This window comes from Aeromonas sp. FDAARGOS 1418 (assembly GCF_019048585.1).
Classification (GTDB): Bacteria; Pseudomonadota; Gammaproteobacteria; order Enterobacterales; family Aeromonadaceae; genus Aeromonas; species Aeromonas caviae.
Genome location: NZ_CP077387.1, coordinates 346996 through 367341 on the forward strand (window position 1 = coordinate 346996; position 20346 = coordinate 367341).

At 65.0% G+C, this 20346-nt stretch carries 21 protein-coding genes and 1 pseudogene; 10 read left to right on the top strand and 12 right to left on the bottom strand.

What is annotated here, in order from left to right:
- The first annotated feature begins 90 nt into the window (after nt 1–90).
- Nucleotides 91–1029: a vancomycin high temperature exclusion protein gene (locus I6L48_RS01735; protein WP_216987715.1), complete on the top strand. Its 939-nt coding sequence runs from the start codon at nt 91–93 to the stop codon at nt 1027–1029.
- Between the two features lie 48 nt (nt 1030–1077).
- Here the strand turns inward: I6L48_RS01735 and I6L48_RS01740 are convergent, their stop codons facing one another.
- Nucleotides 1078–1692 carry a superoxide dismutase gene (locus I6L48_RS01740; RefSeq protein WP_010672736.1) on the bottom strand — a complete coding sequence of 205 codons (615 nt, stop codon included), beginning with the start codon at nt 1690–1692 and terminating at the stop codon, nt 1078–1080.
- Nucleotides 1693–1715: 23 nt separating this feature from the next.
- Nucleotides 1716–2141 carry a hypothetical protein gene (locus I6L48_RS01745; RefSeq protein WP_029313599.1) on the bottom strand — a complete coding sequence of 142 codons (426 nt, stop codon included), beginning with the start codon at nt 2139–2141 and terminating at the stop codon, nt 1716–1718.
- Between the two features lie 305 nt (nt 2142–2446).
- On the opposite strand from I6L48_RS01745, the gene I6L48_RS01750 reads away from it, so the two are divergent.
- Nucleotides 2447–3358 carry a triacylglycerol lipase gene (locus I6L48_RS01750; RefSeq protein ID WP_216987716.1) on the top strand — a complete coding sequence of 304 codons (912 nt, stop codon included), beginning with the start codon at nt 2447–2449 and terminating at the stop codon, nt 3356–3358.
- Nucleotides 3355–4095, top strand: coding sequence for a lipase secretion chaperone (locus tag I6L48_RS01755; protein ID WP_216987717.1), 741 nt, complete (start codon nt 3355–3357; stop codon nt 4093–4095). The genes I6L48_RS01750 and I6L48_RS01755 overlap by 4 nt, the downstream gene beginning before the upstream one ends.
- 54 nt (nt 4096–4149) lie before the next feature.
- Here the strand turns inward: I6L48_RS01755 and I6L48_RS01760 are convergent.
- The 3 genes and pseudogenes from I6L48_RS01760 to sgrR form a co-directional block, all read right to left on the bottom strand.
- Nucleotides 4150–4864: pseudogene (locus I6L48_RS01760) on the bottom strand (hypothetical protein).
- 30 nt (nt 4865–4894) lie between these two features.
- Nucleotides 4895–5290 (bottom strand): thioesterase family protein, encoded by a 396-nt coding sequence (locus I6L48_RS01765; protein ID WP_041212271.1) that lies wholly within the window; start codon nt 5288–5290, stop codon nt 4895–4897.
- A gap of 35 nt (nt 5291–5325) precedes the next feature.
- Nucleotides 5326–7080: an HTH-type transcriptional regulator SgrR gene (sgrR, locus tag I6L48_RS01770; RefSeq protein ID WP_216987718.1), complete on the bottom strand. Its 1755-nt coding sequence runs from the start codon at nt 7078–7080 to the stop codon at nt 5326–5328.
- Between the two features lie 100 nt (nt 7081–7180).
- Here sgrR and I6L48_RS01775 point away from each other — a divergent pair, with 100 nt between their 5' ends.
- The 3 genes from I6L48_RS01775 (at nt 7181) to I6L48_RS01785 (ending at nt 9503) form a co-directional block, all read left to right on the top strand.
- Nucleotides 7181–7357 carry a hypothetical protein gene (locus I6L48_RS01775; protein WP_080767934.1) on the top strand — a complete coding sequence of 59 codons (177 nt, stop codon included), beginning with the start codon at nt 7181–7183 and terminating at the stop codon, nt 7355–7357.
- Between the two features lie 139 nt (nt 7358–7496).
- Nucleotides 7497–8765, top strand: coding sequence for an O-acetylhomoserine aminocarboxypropyltransferase/cysteine synthase family protein (locus I6L48_RS01780; protein ID WP_216987719.1), 1269 nt, complete (start codon nt 7497–7499; stop codon nt 8763–8765).
- A gap of 108 nt (nt 8766–8873) precedes the next feature.
- Complete coding sequence (locus tag I6L48_RS01785) at nt 8874–9503, top strand: glutathione S-transferase family protein (RefSeq protein ID WP_216987720.1); 630 nt, start codon at nt 8874–8876, stop codon at nt 9501–9503.
- A gap of 147 nt (nt 9504–9650) precedes the next feature.
- Here the strand turns inward: I6L48_RS01785 and I6L48_RS01790 are convergent, their stop codons facing one another.
- Nucleotides 9651–10826 (bottom strand): iron-containing alcohol dehydrogenase, encoded by a 1176-nt coding sequence (locus I6L48_RS01790; RefSeq protein ID WP_216987721.1) that lies wholly within the window; start codon nt 10824–10826, stop codon nt 9651–9653.
- A 187-nt stretch (nt 10827–11013) separates the two neighbouring features.
- Here I6L48_RS01790 and I6L48_RS01795 point away from each other — a divergent pair, with 187 nt between their 5' ends.
- Nucleotides 11014–11598 carry a hypothetical protein gene (locus I6L48_RS01795; protein WP_213319764.1) on the top strand — a complete coding sequence of 195 codons (585 nt, stop codon included), beginning with the start codon at nt 11014–11016 and terminating at the stop codon, nt 11596–11598.
- 81 nt (nt 11599–11679) lie between these two features.
- On the opposite strand, the gene I6L48_RS01800 is transcribed toward I6L48_RS01795, so the two are convergent.
- The 4 genes from I6L48_RS01800 to I6L48_RS01815 form a co-directional block, all read right to left on the bottom strand.
- Nucleotides 11680–12105, bottom strand: coding sequence for a hypothetical protein (locus I6L48_RS01800; protein ID WP_103244697.1), 426 nt, complete (start codon nt 12103–12105; stop codon nt 11680–11682).
- Between the two features lie 224 nt (nt 12106–12329).
- Complete coding sequence (locus I6L48_RS01805) at nt 12330–13076, bottom strand: SDR family oxidoreductase (RefSeq protein WP_103243819.1); 747 nt, start codon at nt 13074–13076, stop codon at nt 12330–12332.
- 42 nt (nt 13077–13118) lie between these two features.
- Nucleotides 13119–13355, bottom strand: coding sequence for a DUF3624 domain-containing protein (locus tag I6L48_RS01810; RefSeq protein WP_041212265.1), 237 nt, complete (start codon nt 13353–13355; stop codon nt 13119–13121).
- Nucleotides 13352–13825, bottom strand: coding sequence for a GNAT family N-acetyltransferase (locus I6L48_RS01815; protein WP_103858702.1), 474 nt, complete (start codon nt 13823–13825; stop codon nt 13352–13354). Before I6L48_RS01815 ends, I6L48_RS01810 begins: the two co-directional genes overlap by 4 nt.
- A 187-nt stretch (nt 13826–14012) precedes the next feature.
- Here I6L48_RS01815 and I6L48_RS01820 point away from each other — a divergent pair, with 187 nt between their 5' ends.
- Together I6L48_RS01820 and I6L48_RS01825 are read left to right on the top strand one after the other, a co-directional pair.
- A complete protein-coding gene (locus tag I6L48_RS01820; RefSeq protein ID WP_010672720.1) occupies nt 14013–15455 on the top strand; it encodes a RimK family alpha-L-glutamate ligase in 1443 nt (480 codons plus the stop codon).
- Nucleotides 15456–15479: 24 nt separating this feature from the next.
- Nucleotides 15480–16010 (top strand): MgtC/SapB family protein, encoded by a 531-nt coding sequence (locus I6L48_RS01825; protein WP_039039793.1) that lies wholly within the window; start codon nt 15480–15482, stop codon nt 16008–16010.
- A 55-nt stretch (nt 16011–16065) separates the two neighbouring features.
- On the opposite strand, the gene I6L48_RS01830 is transcribed toward I6L48_RS01825, so the two are convergent.
- Nucleotides 16066–17682 (bottom strand): alpha-amylase family protein, encoded by a 1617-nt coding sequence (locus I6L48_RS01830; RefSeq protein ID WP_216987722.1) that lies wholly within the window; start codon nt 17680–17682, stop codon nt 16066–16068.
- A gap of 117 nt (nt 17683–17799) precedes the next feature.
- A complete protein-coding gene (locus tag I6L48_RS01835) occupies nt 17800–18078 on the bottom strand; it encodes a DUF2442 domain-containing protein (protein ID WP_113069079.1) in 279 nt (92 codons plus the stop codon).
- 258 nt (nt 18079–18336) lie between these two features.
- Between I6L48_RS01835 and I6L48_RS01840 the strand changes: the two genes are divergently transcribed.
- Entirely contained in the window at nt 18337–20301 is a 1965-nt protein-coding gene (locus I6L48_RS01840; RefSeq protein WP_216987723.1) for an LTA synthase family protein, read from the top strand.
- Nucleotides 20302–20346: the final 45 nt, after the last annotated feature.

Consider the following 20346-nt stretch of genomic DNA (forward strand, 5'->3'; position numbering starts at 1 on the left):
CGGGATCATGGCGCGCGCTGCGACAACCTCTGCCCGAGTGAGACCCTGCGCCGCCATCAAACCTGACGCGCCACAACAACTTGTAATAGAATGGCCCCCTGTCTTCTCTTACTTCAGACCCGAACCGCACCGCGCATGAAGAAGTTTGCCAAGATCCTGCTCGCCTGCCTCTGCCTGTTGCTGGCCTCCATCGCCGCCCTGCTTGGCTACAGCGAGTGGACCGTCTCGGACGCCCGTCACTACACCTACGACGACGTCAACGCGGTGCCCTACAACCGGGTCGCCCTGGTGCTCGGCACCTCCAAATACCTGATTGGCGGGAGCCCGAACCACTACTTCAAATACCGGATCAAGGCCGCCGCCGAGCTCTACAACAACGGCAAGGTGGACTACATCCTGGTCTCCGGCGACAACGCCACCGTGCAGTACAACGAACCGCGCCAGATGCGGCGGGCCCTGATCCAGGCCGGCATTCCGGCCAGCGCCATCTACAGCGACTACGCCGGTTTTCGGACTCTGGACTCCATCGTACGTGCCAAGGAGGTGTTCGGTCAGGCCCACTTCACCGTGGTCTCCCAGGCCTTCCACAACGAGCGCGCCATCTTCATCGCCCGCCATTTCGGCATCGAGGCGGTCGGCTTCAACGCCGTGGATCCCAGCGCCTATCAGGGCATCAAGACCCGGGTACGCGAGGTGTTCGCTCGCCTGATGGGGCTGCTAGACCTCTACGTGCTGGACAAGGGGCCCAAGTTCCTCGGCGAGCCCATCGTCATCGGCGCTCCCGTTCCCTGCCAGGCGTTGAGCACCATAGGGGCTAGCCAACCCTGCCTGCCCATTGCACCGCCCCCTCATCAGCCGAAGGCCAAGCAGGCAGCGGCAGTGAGCGCTGCAACCGCCACCAGTGCAGCGGCTGCAACCAGCAGTGCCTTGGCCACCAGCGCCGCCGTGCCGAGCGAAGCTACGCCCATGGATAATCCGGCTGCCGCCAGCGCGGCAACGTCAACCGGCAGCACACTGACCCCTCAATAGCAGAGACCCGCCAACAGGCGGGTCTCTTTCATCAGGTGAAATGGGTCGTCAGGCCAGCGCCGCCACGTAACGCCGTGCCACCTCGTCCCAGTCGATCACGTTGTAAAACGCAGCTATGTAGTCGGGACGCTTGTTCTGGTACTTGAGATAGTAGGCATGCTCCCACACATCCAGCCCGAGTATGGGGGTGAGCCCCTCCATCAGGGGGCTGTCCTGGTTCGCGCTGCTCACCACCTGCAACTTGCCGCGCCCATCGACCACCAGCCAGGCCCAGCCGCTGCCAAAACGGCTCAGCGCCGCCTGGGTAAAGGCCTGCTTGAAGGCCTCCAACCCGCCCAGATCCCGCTCGATCGCTGCGGCCAGCTCGCCGTCCGGCTCGCCGCCACCCTGCGGACTCATCACCTGCCAGAACAGGCTGTGGTTGGCGTGACCGCCGCCGTGATTGCGCACCGCCCCCTGAACCTGGGCCGGCAGGCTGTCGATACGGGCAAGCAGCGCCTCCAGCGGCAGAGCAGCCAGCTCCGGCAGATCGGCCAGGGCGGCATTGAGGTTGGTGACATAGGTCTGATGGTGACGGCTGTGATGGATCTCCATGGTCTTTGCATCGATATGGGGTTCCAGTGCGTCATAGGCGTAAGGAAGGGCTGGCAGGGTATGGCTCATGTTCATTGTCTCTCCTGTTGGGCTCAATGCAGTTGATGGGCAGAGCCGGTCTGACACAGACATTGACCCAGGCTGCGCTGGATGCCGTCGTGATGACCGTGTTTGCCCAGAAAGGCGAGCAGCTCGGTACGGGTGCTGCGGGCGTGGCGAACAGCCGCCTCCCGCAGGGCAGCGGAACTGGTGGGGGACTGGCTGGTGGCCAGCAGGCAATCATGGATGTGACACAGCAGGTCGGCGGCCCGATCCGGCAGGGTCATGGCCACCAGCAGATCCGCCAGGTTGTGATGGGCCACCACCAGGGCCGCCACCGCTTCGTCAGCATCATGCCAGTCGGCAAACTGCTGGCGGGCAAGCCACAGCGCCTGCTGATAGCAGTCGAGCGCCCTGGCGTACTCCCCCGCATCGAAATGACGGTTGCCACTCAGGGTCTGCGCCTTCCAGTGCGCCATACTGCTGTCCGCTCCGGTGGTACCGACCCACCCCTTCACCCAGGTTCCCGTCATGACTCGACCACTCAAATGATAATAATTATTATTTAACTTATTTGATGAGCAGACACAAGGAATAGTTGGTGCCGCCTTTTTTGCCCATATGGGTAGGGTTTTTCTGCAATCCCCGGTTTAGTGATCCCATCCACAGATACATTTGAGTTCAGCCACCATGCTGCCGGTACTGGCATGAGGCCGGTGGCTGCCCGGTGACGACCCCCGGTGACGACCAGAGTGCAGCCGGTTTTTTCACAAGGACGGTGAAGATGAAAAGATGGCTATTGATGCTGTTGTGCGCCCTGCCCATGCTGGGTCAGGGGGCCGGTTATGCCCAGACCCGCTACCCCATAGTGCTGGTGCACGGTCTGTTCGGTTTCGACAAGCTGCTCGGAGTCGATTACTTCTACGGCATCCCCCAGGCCCTGACCCGGGATGGCGCCAAGGTTTACGTGGCACAGGTCTCCGCCACCCAGAGCTCGGAGCTGCGCGGTGAACAGCTGCTCAAGCAGGTGCAGCAGGTGCTCGCCATCACGGGGGCGGAGAAGGTGAACCTCATCGGCCACTCTCACGGTGGCCCCACCATTCGCTACGTCGCTTCGGTCGCCCCCGAGCTGGTCGCCTCCGCCACCAGCGTGGGCGGGGTCAACCATGGCTCGGAGATCGCCGACCTGGTGCGGGCCAAGGTGACGCCGGGCTCGGCGGCCGAAGGTCTGGCAGTGGCCGCCGCCTCGGCCCTGTCCGGGGTCATCTCGCTGCTCTCCGGGGGCAGCCAGCTGCCGCAGGATCCCCTCGCAGCCCTCGACGCCCTCACCAGCACCGGCGCCCAGCGCTTCAACCAGCGCTATCCGGAAGGGCTGCCGAGCCAGCATTGCGGTGAAGGGCCCATGCAGGCCGCCAACGGGGTCTACTACTTCTCCTGGAGCGGACGCGGCACCATGACCAACATCCTGGATCCGGTGGATCCGGCGCTGGCGCTGACCGGCAGCTTCTTCAAGGAGCCCAGTGACGGCCTGGTCGGGGTGTGCAGCAGCCACCTCGGCAAGGTGATCGGCACCCACTACCGCATGAACCATCTGGACGAGGTGAACCAGTCGTTCGGCATTCGCCACCTGTTCGAGACCGACCCGGTCAACCTCTATCGCCAGCACGCCAACCGCCTGCAGAGGCTGGGACTATGAACAGGGCATGGCTGATGGCCGCTCCGCTGGCGGCGGCCCTGCTGCTGGGGGGCTGGCAATATTGGCCCTCCGCTGACGCAACCGCCCCTTCGCCGCAACATGCCGGGCCCGCTTCCCCTCTGGTCAGGCAGGCCGCACCGCCGTCGGACAAGGGCTCGCTGCAGGCCCGCCATGAAGCCTTTCTCGCGGCCGAGGGCAGCCTGACGGTGCCGGCGGATCCGGGCCTGGCCAGCTTGCAAAAGCTGTTCGACGAGCGCGAGCAGTTGCGCAGGCAGCGCTTCACCCCGGCCGAGCAGGAGCAGCTGTTTGCCGAGGACAGGCTGATGGAGCAGTGGACCCTGCGCCGCAAGGCGCTGGCGGAGGCCAGCGATGCCGACAAGCCGCTGCTGGTGAGCGAGCTGGAGCTCTGGCTGGCGGAGCAGCCCCAGTGGTTTCGGGAGGCGGAGGCCAACAGCCGCCTGCTGGGCGATCTGCAGGCTCTGGAACAACTCCCCGCAGCCGGGCGTGACGCCGCACTGCGCGAACAGTTGGGACCGGAGGCGGCAGACCGATTGCACCAGCTGGCAGAGAGCCAGCAGGGGTTCGAGCAGCAGCTGGCCGGCTATCTGGCCGAGATCAGGCCCCTGCCTGCCGAGGCCCGGGCCAGCCAGCAGCCGGAGATCCTGGCACGCTGGTTCGAGCCCGGTCAGTGGCGACGGGTGGAGGTCCTCACCCGGCTCACCCTGGGCGAGCAGTAACCGGCATGAAAAAGGGGCCCGCAAGTGGGCCCCCATTCTTTGACGCTGCCGCCCTTACTGCGGCTTGTTGGCACCCGGCAGTGGCTGCCAGGTGAGGCGAGTCACCCGGTTGCCCTGCACCTCGCAGGTGAGGCAGAGATCCTGCCACCCCTTCTCCTGGCGCAGGGAGACCTCTCCCTTGATGCCCTCTGCACTCCTCTTGAGTTTGGCCGGCTCGAAAGTCACCTTGTCACCTCCGGCGAGCGCCATCAGCTTGCCATTGCAGAGCCACTGGGCGAGCTCCGCCCCCTTGAGCTTGCCCCCCCCCCTTGTCAGCCTTCTCCTCGGCGGTGCTCGGTGCAAACAACCCGCCCAGCTCGGCAGCCCGTCTGGTCAGCCAGGCTTCCCGCTGCTGCATGCTCATCTTGCTGACAAACTCCGCAGGCTGCCCCTTGTCGTCCAGCCATTGGGTCAGCTTGCCACTGTCATCGAAGGCGAACTGGGCGGTGGGCTCCTTCACCCCGAACAGCTTGCCGCCCTTGAAGTAGTAACGGCTCTCCCCTTCCTGTTTGCCCTGCTCGTTCAGGATGGGCACGGCGATGATGACGGGCGTGCCGTCGACCCAGGCCTTGATGTCAACGCCATCGTGGCTGAACAAGCGGGTATCGAGGGCGCTGTCGGCCCCCTTCTCCATCAGGGTGAACTGCTCGGCCAGGGAGGCGGCGAATGAAGGCAGGGAGCAGAGTCCCAGTCCCAAGCCGAGGCTCAGGGCGATCGCGGTTGTGCGCATAAGTGTCCTGTGGTGGGCCCGAAGGCCGGATTAACTCTCTACCAGCCAGGTCCTCAGTCCCTCCCGGTGAGCCTCGCTCAAAGGGATGGACTGCCGGGCCCGGTAGTCAAAATGGATCAGGGTCGTCTCGGCGGTCACCGCCAGCTCGCCGCCCTGCCAGGCTTCCTGCCAGAGCGTGAAGGAGCTGGTACCGATACGCCGCACGCCGGTCTTGATCGACACCATCTGGCCATAGAACAGCTCCCGTTTGAATTGCACCGTGTAGCCCGCAATGATCAGATGCCAGTCATGCACATCCAGCTCGGGCGAGAAGAGGCGAAACAGGGGATCACGGGCCGATTCAAACCAGACCGCCGGCACCGTGTTGTTGATGTGACCGAGGGCGTCCGTCTCTTGAAAACGGGGTTGGATCTGCATTTCCAGCATGGATGTCGACTCCTTGTCGTAGGACCGCGCACAGGCTAGCGCGCCAACCCGTCCGACTCAAGCGTCCCTGCCTGGGGGTGAGAGCCACCGCCGGTTTCCGGCTCCTGCGCCACCTGCTCGGGCTTTAACCAGGCGCTGCGAAAATCGAACCAGCCAAGGGCCGTCATGCGCACACCGTGCACGCCGACCCGGCTCTCCAGCTCCAGCCAGTGGTGAAACAGCGGCACGAACCAGCTCTGGCGCTGCACCTCGGCCAGCAGGGCGCGGGGACCGGGCTCTTCACCATGGGCGCGCCACTGCGTCAATCCCTGCCACAGGGCCTGCTGGCCGCCCCACACCCGGCGCAGCAAGGGGGTGCCCTGAAGCCAGGCGTAAGGGGCGAAGGCGTGCTCATGCTCCAGGTTGAGGGTGCCGAACCAGAGATCCACATCTTCATCCTCCCCGCTCACCCAGCGGCCGTAGTCCAGGGTACGCACCTCGAGCTGGATCCCCTGCTCTGCCAGCAGGCTGCTCATGGCGCTGGCGCACTCGTTGAACTCCAGATGCTGGTTGAAGCAGGCCAGTACCAGCCGCGCTGGCAGGCTGACCGGGCCGGGCTCGGGAAGAGGCAGGCTCTCGCGCCAGTGGGGCAGGAGACCCAGCGCGCTGGTCCAGCCCCGCTGCAGTTCGGGTGCCACCCGGGCCATCAGGGCGATGGGGTTGAGCAGCCGGGTCAGCCACTGGCGCAGGGCCGGGTCCTGCAGGGGGACCGATCTGTCGTCCTGCAGCAGGAAGTAGCAGCCGGATTCCAGTTCTGACTCCCCGCGCATGGAGCCAAGCTCCGGGGTGTCGCTGCCCAGCCTGACGTGGCTCTCCAGTCGTTCCGCCAGCTCCGGCAGCATCCAGATGTCGATCTCGTCGAGCAGGGCCCGCAGCCCGAAGTAGTCGTCAAATGCTTCGAGGCACAGGTGCAGCGGGTCGTTGGCGCTCACCCGATAGGGGCCGGTGCCCACCGGCTGCAGGGCGAAATTCGCCTCCCCCTTGAGCTCCCGCGGCAGGATGGCCGCCACCGGCTCGGCCAGCAAGTGCGGCAGCAGAGGATCCGGGCTGTCGAGATGGATGTCCAGGGTGCGCGGCCAGCGGCTCTCCAGCCGTGCCAGATGGGCGAACAGCGGGCGATCCCGCAAGGCCTGCAGGCTCTCCATCACATCCTCCACCACCAGTTCGCGGCCATGGTGAAAGCGCACCACGGGACGCAGATAGAAGCGCCAGTGACAGGGGGCCAGACACTCCCAGTGGTGGGCGAGATCCCCCTCGATTTCCCCATTTTCCTCGTTTCGCCGGGTCAGACCGTTGAAGATCTGGCGGCTCAGGTGGATTTCGGAGCGGCGCAGCGGGCCGGTGGGCAGCAGACCGGGCAGGGGCCGGTAGTAGGGCACCCTCAGGATCTGGCGCCCCTCCCGGGTGGCCTGGCCGAGCTGCTCGATCAGCAGCGGAGTGAGCAGATCGAGGCGATCTTCGGCCAGCCGTACCGCCTGCGCCAGCTGGCCCTGGCTCAGCAGATCCCGCAATCGGCGCCGGGTCAGGCTCTCCTGGTTGTCGAGCAGGGTGAGGCGGGAGCGCCGCCCCCGCCCTGCCTCCGCCGTCCAGCACAGCCAGCCCTGCCCTTCCATGCGGCGCAGCAGCAGGCGGGCATTGCGGGGGGTGCAGCAGAGCAGGTCCGCCACCTCGGCGAGGCTGATTTCCCGCTCGTCGCAGCCAAGCTGCTGGGCGAGCCGTTGAAATTGCTGATAAAGGCGGCTAGTAGGCATAAAAGAGGAAATCCTGTCCCTGAAAGTCATCAGTTTTTACTTCCGCATTTTAGCTCAATACTGCTGGCAAACGTGAGAACCACAGCACAGGAGCACCATCATGAGCCATGCCACCCCCCTCAAACCGAACCGGATCCAGCAAACCCTCCGTCGCTACTTCCTGAGGATCCTGCCCCGCCCTCTGACGCTGGTCGAAGATCCCATGGTGCAGCTCAACCGCCTGATGCAGTGGGATATGCACCAGATAGACGACAGGGAGTATCGCCGCCGTCTCTGAGGTTGCCGTCACCGACGCCATCCGGTCACCGCCATCCCCCGGCATTGCTTTGCCGGAATGGGTGGTTTACATCGGCGCCAGGACTGCTAGATTGGACGTCTATCCATCCATAATGGTGACATCCAACAAGGAGTGTGTGATGAAAGATGCGACCCTGGCCCTGCACCACGGCTTTTCCAGCGATCCCGCCACCAAGGCCGTTGCCGTGCCCATCTACCAGACGGTGGCCTACGAGTTCGAGAGCGCCCAGCACGGGGCGGATCTGTTCAATCTGGCGGTGCCAGGCAACATCTACACCCGCATCATGAATCCCACCAACGATGTGCTGGAGCAACGGATGGCTGCGCTGGAAGGGGGCATCGCCGGCCTGGTGGTCTCGGCGGGTTCCGCCGCCATCACCTACGCCATCCAGGCGCTGACCGCCGCCGGTGACAACATCGTCTCCACCCCCCAGCTCTATGGCGGCACCTACACCCTGTTCGCCCACATGCTGCCGAGCTTCGGGGTCGAGGTGCGCTTCGCCAAGGGTGACAGCGCCGAGGCCATCGCCGCCCTCATCGACGACAAGACCAAGGCGGTCTACTGCGAGAGCATCGGCAACCCGGCGGGCAACATCGTCGACATCGCCGCCCTGGCCAAGGTGGCCCACGCCCGCGGCGTGCCGCTCATCGTCGACAACACGGTCGCCACTCCGGTCTTGTGCAAACCCATCGAACACGGCGCCGATATCGTGGTGCACAGCCTGACCAAATATGTCGGCGGCCACGGCAACTCCCTGGGGGGCGTCATCGTCGACTCGGGCAAGTTCCCCTGGGCGGATCACGCCGAGCGCTTCCCCCAGCTGACCCAACCCGAGCCTTCTTATCACGGGGTGGTCTACACCGAGGCCTTCGGCCCGGCGGCCTTCATCGGCCGGGTGCGCACCGTGCCGCTGCGCAATACCGGGGCGGCGCTGGCGCCGATGAACGCCTTCCTGCTGCTGCAAGGGCTGGAAACCCTGAGCCTGCGCATGGAGCGCCACGTGGACAACGCTCTGCGGGTGGCCCACCACCTCAAGCACCACCCCAAGGTGGCCTGGGTCAGCTACGCCGGTCTGCCGGGTCACCCCCACTACCCGCTGGCGGAGAAGTACATGGCCGGTCGCCCCTCGGCCATCCTCTCCTTCGGCCTGAAGGACGGCTACGAGGCGGGTGTGCGCTTCTACGATGCCCTCAAGATCTTCAAGCGGCTGGTCAACATCGGCGACGCCAAGTCCCTGGCTTGCCACCCCGCCTCCACCACCCATCGCCAGTTGAGCGAAGAGGAGCAGGCCAAGGCTGGAGTGAAACCTGAGATGATCCGGCTGTCGGTGGGGATCGAAGCCATCGAGGACATACTGGCGGATCTGGATCAGGCGCTGGAGGCCTGAGTCAATCGACGAAGGAGCGGGCACCACGCCCGCTCTTTTTCATCCATAAGTGAACCTGCTACCGGGGCGCTACGTATCACCGCCTTCCGTCACTGCGTCGAGGTTTTCATGATAGTCCTGCACCACCTGAACAAATCCCGCTCCCAGCGCATCATCTGGCTGCTTGAAGAGCTGGGCCTGCCCTACCAGATCAAGGCCTACCAGCGCGATGCCGCCACCTTTCTGGCGCCGCCCGAGCTCAAGGCCGTCCACCCCCTCGGCAAGTCGCCGGTCATCGAGTTTGACGGCCGGGTACTGGCAGAATCCGGTGCCATCACCGAGTACCTGATCGCCCGCCACGCCCCGGACGGGCTGGCACCGGCCGCCGACAGCCCGGAGTATCCCGAATACCTGCAGTGGCTCCACTTCGCCGAGAGCTCCGGCATTCTGCCGCTGCTGCTCGACATGTTCGTGCGCAAGGATGGCAGCCCGATGCGCTTCCTGCCGGACTACGCCAAAGCCGAGTGCGCCAAGGTGCTGGGTTATCTCGATGAGGTGCTGGCAAACCGCCGTTACCTGGTGGCCGATCGCCTCACCGGCGCCGACATCCTGAACTCCTTCCTGGTGGATCTGCTGGCCCAGAGCGGCCAGCTGGCCCAGTTCCCGCACCTTGAGGCCTACTGGCAGCGACTCAACACCTATCCGGCTCGCCAGAAGGCGGCAGCCCTGGAGCGCGAGCTGGACCGCAGCGCCGAATAAACGGCGGTGCCCCGGTGACACCCTGCAAAACGCCCCGATGATCGGGGCGTTCTCTTTTCCGGCCGTCAGCCAGATGATCAAAGCGCGTGGGACAGGATCCTGGCCGCACTTATTGTCCAGATCGCCCCTTGGCCAAGGGCCTCAGGCCTAGAGGGCGTGAGAGAGGATCCGCGCTACCTTGTCGGGGTCGATGTCCTGCTGCTCACCGAGGGCGGTCAGGCCGAACAGCTTGAGGTTGGAACAGATCCCCGGGATGCAGCGCGCATCCAGGCCATAGTCGGCAAGCCGGGTGCCCACCCCCATCTGCTGGAAGAACTGCTCGGTGCGGATGATGGCCTCCTCGATCCGCAGTGCCTTGTCCTCGCGGCTGGAGTGCCATACCCGCTCGGCGAACTGGGCCAGCTTCTCCTGCTTCTGGGCCGCTTGCTCCCGCAGCAGGGAGGGCAGCACCACCGCCAGACTCTGGGCATGATCCAGCCCATGCAGGGCGGTGAGCTGGTGACCGATGGCGTGGGTGGACCAGTCCTGGGGCACGCCGCGACCGATGAGGCCGTTGAGGGCCAGGCTGGCCGCCCACATCAGGTTGGCACGTACCTGGTAGTTGGTGGGCTCCGCCAGCGCACGCGGACCGTTGTCCACCAGCACCTGCAACAGCCCTTCCGCCAGCCGGTCCTGCACCTCGCCCCCCACCGGGAAGGTGAGGTACTGCTCGAGGATGTGGACGAAGGCATCCACCACGCCATTGCCCACCTGGCGCGGCGGCAGGCTGTAGGTGGTGGCGGGATCCAGCACCGCAAACACCGGTTGCACCAGCGGATTGTAGAAGGAGAGCTTGGCCTCCCCCCGGCTCACCACGGCGGCGGGGTTGCTCTCCGAACCGGTGGCCGGCAGGGTCAGCACACAGCCGAGCGGCAGCGCCCCCTTGATGGGGGCCTTGTCCCGCAGGATCTCCCAGGGGTCGTCCCCCTCGAAGCAGGCAGCGGCGGCCACGAACTTGGTGCCATCCACCACGGAACCGCCACCCACCGCCAGCAGGAAGTCGATGCGCTCGCGCTTGACCAGGGCCACCGCCTCCATCAGCTGATCGTACTGGGGGTTGGCGCCGATGCCGGGAAACTCCAGCCACTCCCGGCCCGCCAGCGCCTGGGTCAACTGCTCATAGACCCCGTTCTGCTTGATGCTGCCACCCCCGTAGAGCACCAGCAGGCGGCTGCCGGCCGGGATCAGCTCCGGCAGCCTGGCGATCTGGCCTTCACCGAAACAGACGCGGGTGGGATTGGCATATTGGAAGTTGTACACGGCAGAGCCCTCGGTTGATTGCATGCCGGGGAATTGTGCGCCTGCCGTGCCATCAGGTCAAAAAACGGGATCCTGTCGTCAAAAATACGATGCCAGCCTGCCGATGCCGGGCGCTCCTGCCCGGCTTTGCTATGGTGATAGCGGGAAGACGAGTTCGTCGCCCCCTCAAGCCCCTCCCGGGGTCCCTTTCCCACTCACAGTGGTCTCTATCATGAAACTGAAGCACGCCTGGAGTGCGGGTGCCCTCACTCTCTGTGCCCCTCCCCTGCTCTATGCCGCCGAGGTCACCACCCATGTGGCCGTGGCCCCCGGACAAGCCAGCCAGGCCGAAGAACTGACGGCCAGGGCAACCGTCACCGCCATCGACCTGGCCACCCGCAAGGTCAGCCTGAAAAGTGCCGAAGGGCAGACCCTGGATCTGATCGCCGGGGAGGAGGTGACCAACCTTCCCCAGCTCAAGGTGGGAGATGTCGTGGCCTTGAGATATCTGCAACTGCTGGACCTGACCCTGCTCAAGGGCTCCGCCGGGGTGAGAAAACGGGTGGTGGAAGTGGAAGGGGGCAAGGCGGCCGCCGGGGAGAAACCCGCTGCTGGCGCCGGCATGCAGGTAACCATCTATGCCGACGTCATCGACGTGGACAAGGCTCACCAGACCATCCGGGTCAAGGGGGTCGACCACACCCTGACCCTCAAGGTGCAGGATCCGGCCCAGTTCGCCCTCATCGCCAAGGGGGACCAGATCAAGGCCGTGCAGACCACCGCCATCGCCATCGGCATTGCCCCCCAGAGTCCCTGAACCCTGACCACGGCCTGCCAGCCCCGTGGCAAGGGGGCAACCCCTTGCCTTTAACGCCAAAAGATTGCCGTTTGAATCACATCATGCCTGGGAGGCGGATTTGCCGGTGAGGCGATCCATGGCCTCCTTGAGCATGGCATCGCGCTGCGCGGCCAGGTCCTTGCTCTGCGTTTCGCGCTCCTCGGCAGAGAGCGTCTTGTCATCCGCTATCCCCTTGAGCTGACGCTCGAGATCGTCAAATTTTTTGCGATCAAAGCCCAGGGCCTTGTCCACCATCTGCTGCACCCGCACATCCTTGACGCCACCGGTCAGGACTGTGTTCTTGCCGTTCCTGGCCAGATGCTCGTAGGTCAGCGCCTGCTGCGCCTTGCCGGTCAGCACCTGACTGGAGAGGCTGACCTGCTGAGACCAGCCGCTCTGCTTGTCATCGCTGTCGCTGAGGGTCGCCAAGGCACGGTTCTGGGACGCGCTCTGGGCGAGTTGATGACCATAGGGTTTGATATCCATGAAGGCTCCACGCTCACTGCCGGCCTCGCCGGCTCCGGGGATGGGTTCCCCGCCATGAGCCGGAGACAGCAAAATGCAGGCCAACTTGAGTACCCCCCTCTTCCGACGGTTCAGCACGGGTCACAGCACGCCTCCTTCTGCACTCCATGACAAGTGCGACCAGACCCATCAAAAAAAGGCGCCCGAAGGCGCCTCTTGTGGACAGGAGTCGGCTCGTCATGACATCAGCGACGGCTGATGTGGAGCGGGCCGAAGGTCTGGGCCACCGGCATGATCTCGATGCTGTTGATGTTGACGTGGGCGGGCTGCTCGCTGATCCAGAGTACGGTATTGGCGATGTCTTCCGGCAGGATGGCCTGCACCCCCTGATAGACGGTGGCCGCCTTGGCGTCGTCGCCGTGGAAGCGCACGTTGGAGAACTCGGTGCCACCGCACAGGCCGGGCTCCACGTTGGTGACACGCACCGCCGTGCCCGCCAGATCGGCGCGCAGGTTGAGGCTGAACTGCTTCACGAACGCCTTGGTCGCGCCGTAGACGTTGCCGCCCGGATAGGGGTAGGTCCCTGCGATGGAGCCGATATTGATGACGTGGCCGCGGTTGCGCGCCACCATGCCCGGCAGCAGCAACCGGGTGATCAGGGTCAAGCCGCTGATGTTGGTGGCGATCATCTGCTCCCAGTCTTCCAGATCCGCCTTGTGGGCAGGCTCCAGCCCCAGAGCCAGGCCGGCGTTGTTCACCAACAGGTCCACCTGTTGCCATTCGGTCGGCAGCCCCTCGATGGCGGCGCGGGTGGCAGCCTTGTCCTGGACGTCGAACACCAGAGGCAGGAACTGCTCGCCCAGCTCCTCGGACAGGGCGGCCAGCCGTTCGGCGCGACGCCCGGTGCCGATGACCCGGTGGCCTGCGCTCACCAGCAGGCGGCTGATGGCCTCACCAAAGCCGGACGAGGCGCCCGTTACCATTGCAATCATGTGAACCTCCATTGTTATTTGTCTTCTTGAAAAATCAGCACGTTATATGTCGCGTTTGCCCAGCTTTCGCCATGCGAACACCGCCAGATGCAGCAGGAAGAGACCCGATCCCCCCAGCGCAAACAGCAGGCCGGTCAGGGCGTTGACCGAGGTATCGGCGCCGCACCACCACCAGACCAGCCAGCCGACGACCCCGATGAGAAAGGTCTGGGCGGCACAGACCGGGCAGCGCCCGAGCTTGGCCCTGATGGCCGTAGCCAGGCAATCCTCGCAACTCATGATGGCTCCTGCCGCTCATCCCCCAGCGCCAGCACCAGGCGGTGGGCATGCTGGCCGGGCCCGTAATAATCGGGCAGCCGTACCCTGGGGCGAAACCCCAGCCCCTGATAGAGGGTCCTGGCTTCTGGGTTGGCGTCGGCGACCTCGAGGCGAATCGCCCCCCAGCCGGCCTCGCGCCCTTCACGGATCACCTGCTCCAGCAGGCGGCGTGCCCACCCCTGACGGCGGACGGTCCAGCGGATGGCGAGGGTCTGGATGATGAGACGATCCCAGCCTTTGTGCTCCAGCACGCTCAAATAGCCCATCACCTGCGCCTTCTCGTCTTGCAGCAGCAGGGTGCGCCCCTTGGCCTGATTGAGCAGATAGTGCCAGCGGCTGCGGCCGAAGGCGACCTCGGGGGGAAAACAGTAGCGTTCCAGCTTCACGATGGCGCCCAAATCATCGGCTCGGGCGGCGCGCACGGTCAACACGGGGAGTCCTTGTTCGGTTATTTATCCTCAGCACCAGAAATGCGACTTGTATCACAAGTTACCAAGGCAGAATATTAGGCACTGTAACCTCTTGTTTCCCCTCGCGCCATTGTCGTGCTTGTCGGTGCATCGAAGCCCACTGGGGATCCTGCCGTTTCTGGCAGTCCTTTCTGTGGAGCCTGAAAATATGAGTACCTATGTCATCGTCGAGGAGCCGGGCGACTGGCCCTGCCATGCCGACTATCTGCTGACCGCCCGCACCTACCTGCAACACGGTCTGCCCACCACAGGGGGGCGTCCGCGCATCATCAACCTCTGCCGCAGCCTGGAACACCTGGGGGCCGGTTATTACTGCTCCCTGCTGGCCCAGGCCCGCGGCCACCACTGCCTGCCGGGATTGCAGGCCATCAGCCGGCTGCAACCCCAGCAGCCTCCCGCCAAGCTGTGGCGCAAATTGCAGGGCTGGCTGGCCCAGCAGAGCGAGGACAGGATCCGGGTGCGCGCCATCTTCGGCCAGTGCGAACAGAGCGAGCTGGCGGGGCTCGCCCGCTATTACTACGGCCTGAGCCAGTTGCCGCTGCAGGAGCTGACCCTCAAGCGCGGTCGCCACGGCTGGTCGGTGCGCCAGCAGGAGAGCCTGTCACCGCTGGCGCTGAGCCCGAGCGAGAAGGCGCTGATGGTGCAGCACGCCCAGGCGCTGGTGGGCACGGGGGACGAGGAGCAGACGGCGCCACGCTACCAGCTCGCCATCCTGGTCGACCCCAACGACGGCCGCGCCAGCAGCGATGCCCTGGCGCTGGAGCGCTTCATCAAGGCGGCCGCTGCCCAGGGGATCCAGGCCGAGATCCTGCCTCCCTCGGCCATCGAGCGGTTGCCGGAGTTCGACACCCTCTGGCTGCGCGCCGAGACCGCGGTCGGCCACTACACCTTCGAATTTGCCCGCCGTGCCGAGCAGCTCAAGATGCCGGTCATCGACAGCTCCCGTGCCATCCTCGCCTGCAGCAACAAGCTCTATCTCTACGAGCTGATGGTGCGCAGCGGCGTGCCCATGCCCCCCACCACCGTCGTGACCCGCCGCGGCCGCCAGCATGTGGACGAACTGGTGCAGCGCCTCGGTCTGCCACTGATGGTGAAGATCCCCGACGGCGCCCAGGGGCGCGACCTCGCCATGGCCAGCGATGACATCCAGCTCGCCCGCCTGCTGGACGAGGGGCTGGCCCGCTCCGCCCTGCTGCTGGTCCAGAGCCGGATCCCTGCCGAGTTCGACTGGCGCATCGGCTTTCTCGACGGCTCGCCGCTGTTCGCCTGCCGCCGCTACCGACCCGAACCCGGCAACCGCATCCGTCGCCGCAAACACCCCCTCGACATGAGCCGCATCGAGGCGCTGCCCCTCAGCGACGTGCCGGAGCGGGTGCTGCAAACCGCCCGCCGCGCCGTGCACCAGCTCGGCAACGGCCTGTTCGGGGTGGATCTGCGCCAGCAGGGTCAGGGCTGCGTGTTGCTGGAAATCATCGACAACCCCTGGATACGTGGCGATATTGAAGACAGGGAGGCAAAGGACCTCTACGAGCGCCTCGCCCGGGCCTTCCGCCAGCGGCTGGAGAACCGGGGGCAGAGCGCGACAGGATAACAAGCATCGCGAGCAGAGGTGGATATGATGACAATGCAGTGGTGGGACATCGCGCCCCTTGGCTGGGAGAACATCCTGGTCTGTCTGGTGTGTGGCACCCTGGTGGGGCTGGAGCGGCAGCTTCGCGGCAAGCCGGTGGGGATCCGCACCTCTTCCCTCATCGTGCTCGGCACCTACTGTTTTCTCGCCATCGGCGCCGCCGTCAGCCCTCAGGGCGCCGATCAGGCGCGGGTGCTGGGTCAGCTCATCACCGGGGTCGGCTTTCTCGGGGCCGGGGTGATGATGACCCGGGATGGTCAGGTGCTGGGGGTGACCTCCGCCGCCGCCATCTGGATGCTGGCCGCCCTCGGCGCCCTCATCGGCATGGACATGCTGCATCAGGCGCTGCTGCTCACCGTCGTCACCCTCTCCATCCTGGTGGGGGTGGACTATCTGGAAGCCAGCTTCAAGAGCCTGCGCCGCGGGGTGCACAACCGGCTGGAACACTGGCGCCACGGGGCCGAGCCCTCGGTCTCTTCCCGCCGGGACGATCTGGGCAGCGGCATCGAGAAGTAAGCCGCCACCATGAAAAAGGGCTCCATGATGGAGCCCTTTCTGTTGTCTGCCTCCCTCAGCGCACCAGCAGGAAGCGGCCGGTGAGGGGCGGCAAGTCCACCGTCACGCTGCTGCCACCGATGGCCAGGTTCTCGCCACTCTGCAGATCCACCAGGGCGCTGCCGCTGCGCAGCTTGCCGACCGGCACCGCGTAGCTCTGGGGCGTGGTGGAGACGTTGAGCAGGTAGACTACTTGCTCGCCAGCCGTCTGCTTGATGTCGCCATAGACGCTCCCCTCGGCCACCAGCTTGACCCGCTCCCCCTGATAGAGGGCCGGGTGCCCGGCGCGCAAGGCCAGCAGATCGCTCAGCCACTGCTTGAGCTCGGCCTGCTCGCTGCTCGGCACGAAGCCGGTGACACCGGGGACCTTGCCATCGCTGCGGGCCACGTGATCATCGCAGAGCCCCTGGGCCGCACAGTCGCCCCCCACCTGACTGGCAAAGCCAGGCACCTCGTCGCCAAACTCCTCGCCATAGTAGAAGGTAATGGGACCGGAGCGGGCGGCCATGAAGCTGAAGGCCGCCTTGTGGCGTTGCCAGTAGTCCACCCCATTGAAGTTGCCCCGCTCCAGCAGATCGCCGAAGCGCACCAGGTCGTGGTTGCCCAGCATCAGGTTGGGCATGGCGTGGTCCGGGTAGTTCTCCACCTTGTTCCAACTGGCGTCGAGCACGCTGGCCCCCTGCCCGCCCTTGCCAGACTCTTCCACCGCCAGCGCCTGTACCAGGCCGTAGCGCAGGGGGAAGTCGAACGCCGAAGAGAGCGCCGGATTGTCGCTCGGGCCATAGGCCTGGGCACGAATCTCGTCGGCGCCCTTCCACACTTCCCCCACCATGTAGCCGAGGGTGCCCCACTGCTGGCCGGCGGCCTTGCGCGCCGCGCTGGCCTGCGCCACCTCGCTGCGAATGGCGCGCCAGTCATCCAGCCCCAACTGATAAGCCTGATCGAGGCGCCAGCCGTCGATGCCGTACTGCTCGACCCAGTAACGGGCCACCTCCTTGAAGTAGGCCAGACTCTCGGGCTGGCCGTAATCCACCAGCTGACCCGGGTAGCCTGCGCCGCCGCTCTTGAGTGCAGGCAGCCGCCCCTCTGGTGAAGGCTTGCTCACCCCCACCTTGTTGACGTGGCCGAACACCCCGTCGAGGAAGACATAGAGCCCGCGCTGGTGCGCCCCGTCCACCAGTTTTTTAAGCTGGGCGTTGCTGCCGAAGTTGGGATCCACGTTGAAGAAGTCGCAGGCGAAGTAACCGGTGGCATCCAGCCGGTCGTCCCCGGCCTGGCCGGCGCAGGAGTCAAACACCGGCGTGAGCCAGATGGCGTTGACGTTGAGGCTCTTGATGTGGTCGAGGCTGTCGATGATCCCCTGCAGATCGCCGTTGTGCCGGGAGGGGCCGTAGCCGACGCCGTAGTTGGCGCTGCCGTCGCCGTCGACGAAGGACTCCACCATCACCTGGTAGGTGCGCAGGTTGCAGGCTGGCTGATCATTGCCGTAGCAGGCGCGGCTGGCCGACGCGGGGGGCGGATTGACTACCGGAGGCTGGGGGTCACTGCTGCCACCGCCTCCCCCGCTGCCGCAAGCCGTCAGTAACAGGGCGGCCCCGATGAGGCCGCCACGACGCAACGTTCCTTGTTTCATTGTTATGTTCCCGCTGTGGTGGATGGGCGCCCAAAGCGCCGCACTGGGGTCATGATAACGACCTGACCGACGCGGGTCTGTGACTGAAAACGTTACCTGACTCAACGAGTTAGCATGTCAGAAGTGATGCATGTTGCGATCGGGGAAGGCGGCGCGCTCGTCGATGGGCAGGATCAGGTGGTAGACCTCGTGGGCCGCCAGGGTGAAGCCCGAGGGCCATGCCAGTTGATGGCGATCATCGATGAAGACACGGGCGAAGCGACGCTCGGTCTCCATGGCCGCAAACAGCGGCTGGCCGCGCCAGGGGGTGAGATCCAGCACGCCTGTGGTGCCGTCGGAGAGCACCACGAACAGAGACCAGCCCTGCATATATTCCACATCGATGAAGACCGGCATCCCTTCGGCTCCGATTGAGAAATCCGGCGCCATTATAGGCACGACCATTGTCTCGATGTGCCAGCAGGATCACAGTTTCCCCAGCGTTTTATGCTCTCTTAGAACCCTGCATCCCGTCACAAAAAAATCATAAAACGTGCCAACTTCTCCATTTATACCCCATGCCCATGCAACCTTTGCCAGGCGCCACTGTCATACTCCTGCACCATAACAACAATGCGCCCGGGGACTGGGCGCAAACAGGTTTGCAGGAACAATATGACCACCATCAAACAATGGCTGGGACCGGTTTGGCCCATTGCCGTCTTTTCATTGATCGCGCTCATCTCCCTGACCGTCAGCCGCCTTGGCCTGGGGCTCTGGCAACTGGAACGGGTGGATGCCGTCTCTGGCTGGCAGGAGATGCTGCTGCAAGGCATTCGGGTCGACATTGCCACCCTCTGCTGGGTCTGGGGCGTACCCGCCGTCTTGACCCAGTTGCTGGCCGGACCCCACGTGCCGGGGCGGCTCTGGATGCAGCTTATCCGGATCTGGCTCACCCTGGGGCTCTGGCTGATGCTCTTTCTCGAGATCTCCACTCCCGCCTTCGTCACCGAATACGGGGTACGCCCCAACCGCCTCTATGTGGAGTACCTCATCTATCCGAAGGAGGTGCTCTCCATGCTGTGGGCTGGCCGCAAGGGCGAGCTGCTGCTCGCCGTGATCTTCAGCGGCGCCGTACTCGGCGGTGGCTGGTGGCTGAGCGGCCGCCTGGTGCGTGACCTAAGCTTCCCCCGCTGGTACTGGCGCCCCGCCTTCGCCCTGCTGATCCTCGCCGTCGGCTTCCTCGGCGCCCGCTCCAGTCTCGGCCATCGCGCCCTGAACCCTGCCATGGTGGCCTTTGCGGACGATCCCCTGGTCAACGCCCTCACCGTCAACTCCGCCTACTCCCTCTTCTTTGCCATCAAGCAGATGGGGGCCGAGGAGGATGCCAGCCAGTTTTACGGCAAGATGGCTGACCATCAGGTACTCGACATAGTCCGCGAGGAGAGCGGCCGCCCTCTCGGCGATTTCACCTCTGCCGATCTGCCGAGCCAGACTTTCAACACGGCCAGCTACCAGGGCAAGCCCAAAAACCTGGTGATCCTGCTGCAAGAGAGCCTGGGGGCCCAGTTCGTCGGCTCCCTCGGCGGCCTGCCGCTCACCCCGAACATCGATGCCTTGTCGAAAGAGGGTTGGGCGTTCGAGCAGCTCTACGCCACCGGTACCCGTTCGGTACGCGGCATCGAGGCGGTGCTCACCGGCTTCACGCCGACCCCGGCCCAGGCCGTGGTCAAGCTCGGCAAGAGCCAGACCAACTTCTTCACCATCGCCGACCTGCTCAAGCAGCGAGGCTATGACACCAGCTTCATCTATGGTGGCGAGAGCCACTTCGACAACATGCGCAGCTTCTTCCTCGGCAATGGCTTCACCACCATCGTCGAGCAGAAGGACTTCAAGAACCCGGTGTTCGAGGGATCCTGGGGCGCCTCGGATGAAGATCTGATGGCCAAGGCCGACGAGACCTTCGCGGCGCTGCACAAGGAGGGCAAACCCTTCTTCAGCCTGGTGTTCAGCTCCAGCAACCACGATCCCTTCGAATTCCCCGACAACCGCATCGCCCTGTACGAGCAGCCCAAGCAGACCCGCAACAACGCCGCCAAGTACGCGGACTACGCCGTCGGCGAGTTCTTCAAGAAGGCCAGGGCATCGGACTACTGGAAGGACACCCTGTTCCTGGTCATCGCCGATCACGACAGCCGGGTCGGGGGAGCCAGCCTGGTGCCCATCCCCCGCTTCCACATCCCGGGGGTCATCCTGGGGGACGGCATAGCACCGAGAAAGGACCCCCGCATCGTCAGCCAGATCGACATGGCCCCGACCCTGCTCTCCCTCATGGGCATCAGTGCCGACTACCCCATGCTGGGCAAGGATCTCACCCGCATGCCCGCCGACTGGCCGGGACGCGCCATCATGCAGTACGACAAGAACTTCGCCCTGATGCGCGGCAAGGACGTGGTGATCCTGCAGCCCGAGCGGGCGCCGGAAGGCTTCATCTACGAGGATGCGACCGAAACGCTCACCCCGGCGCAGCAGCCGGGCGCCATGAAGGATGCCGCCCTGGGGCTGGTCCTGTGGGGCAGCCTGGCCTATCAGCAGGGGCTCTACCGGACGGCGCAGGACAGCCGTCTGGCTCTCAACTGAGGAACCGCCCACAAAAAAACCGCCCTCGGGCGGTTTTTTCTTGCG